Below are 1517 nucleotides of genomic sequence, written 5' to 3'. Positions count from 1 at the left end.
TTCTTTAAACAAAAATGGATTGTCCCCTGTAGAATACAGGGAGCAATCCATGATTTTTTAAAACTTATAAAAATGTCTAACTTTTTTATTGCACTTCAATAAATCAAAAATTATCTAGGTTCTTTTTATATTATTTAATTTTCCGATCAAGTTTCTTAAATCTTTTAGATTATATTTCTAAAAGATTTTCATTCACATTATTTTTTTTTTATTTTCATATACCATAATCGGGCTTTTATTACATTTTCAAATATGTGAAAATGAATTTTTAAGAAATGAATTTTTAAGAAATGGATTTTTTCTATGATTAAAATAAATAACAATTTAACAAAAGCAGATTGGAAATATGTTTTTTTATTGTTGAAGAAAAATAACATTCTAAGCTCTTTTAATAAAAGAATCAGATTTTGCCAGTTTCTCTCTGTAATAAGTTTTTCCTTTATTATAATTATCTCTCTACTTGATGACCCTCATGAACTAACACTAGTAAAATTGATATATTCCATACAAGATCTATTGGCAATGATTTTTTGTATTTTCTTTTTAAAATTTTTAATGTGGAAAATATTTATTAATAAGAATGTTCAGATTTTAGCAAAAAAAGACCACACTATTTTTTTTGACAATGGAATCAATATTGATAAAAGATCAATAAATAATTCTTCCTATGGTAAATTTAAGTATATTATTGATTCTGATTATTTTTATATTCTGGTTCGTCCCATAAAAATAGAATATTCTCTTAAAAAAAGATCACAAACCGTTCTTCCAATTGTGCCCATAAAAAAGAATAAAAATACTTTAAATACACTTCCATCAACGGATTCCATATTCCAATTATTAGGTTATAAGATTCCTAACATTATAAAAGTCTAAATATTTTCCAGTTTATTATATACGTCGTTAAAAAAAGTGACATGGTAAATAGCCAACTATTTGAAGTGCCCTAAAATTGTTAGACATAATCTAACAATTTTAGGAGCACTTTTTTTATGACCAAATACTCTTCAGAATTCAAAGTTAAACTAGTAAATGAATACTTTGATGGACAAATTTCTATACTTGGATTATCAAAAAAATATGGAATGCCCAGTAAATCACCGATTTATTACTGGGTCCATGAAGCGGAGGCAAATGGACTTAATTATTTGATAACTAAAAAATCTCATAAAGACTATTCTCAAGATTTTAAATTATCCGTGATAGAATATTATAAATTACATAAGATCAGTCGCCTTGATACTGCAATTTATTTCAAAATATCACCTAGCCAGGTTAATTCATGGATATATAGATATAATCACTATGGTGTTATTGGATTAAGGCGTCGTCCCAGAGGGAGACGACCGTTAATGGCCAAGAAAAAGAAGAAACAAACACGTTTAAATTCCACAAAAGAAGAGAAATATTAACAAGAAATTCTCGATCTAAAAGCTAAACTACATGATGCCGAAATGGACCGTGATATTTTAAAAGCACTAAAGACCTTGCGAGAAAACGATCACAACTCGAAAAAG

Annotated in this window: 2 protein-coding genes; both read left to right on the top strand. The window is 26.6% G+C overall.

Annotated features, from left to right (window positions below; translation table 11 throughout):
• Positions 1–303 precede the first annotated feature (303 nt).
• Complete coding sequence (locus ATN92_RS03775; RefSeq protein WP_056954774.1) at positions 304–876, top strand: hypothetical protein; 573 nt, start codon at positions 304–306, stop codon at positions 874–876.
• Between the two features lie 116 nt (positions 877–992).
• Complete coding sequence (locus ATN92_RS03770) at positions 993–1412, top strand: helix-turn-helix domain-containing protein (protein ID WP_056954773.1); 420 nt, start codon at positions 993–995, stop codon at positions 1410–1412.
• Positions 1413–1517: the final 105 nt, after the last annotated feature.

Source organism: Companilactobacillus bobalius, assembly GCF_009764355.1.
This window is presented reverse-complemented; position numbering and strand designations above follow the sequence as displayed.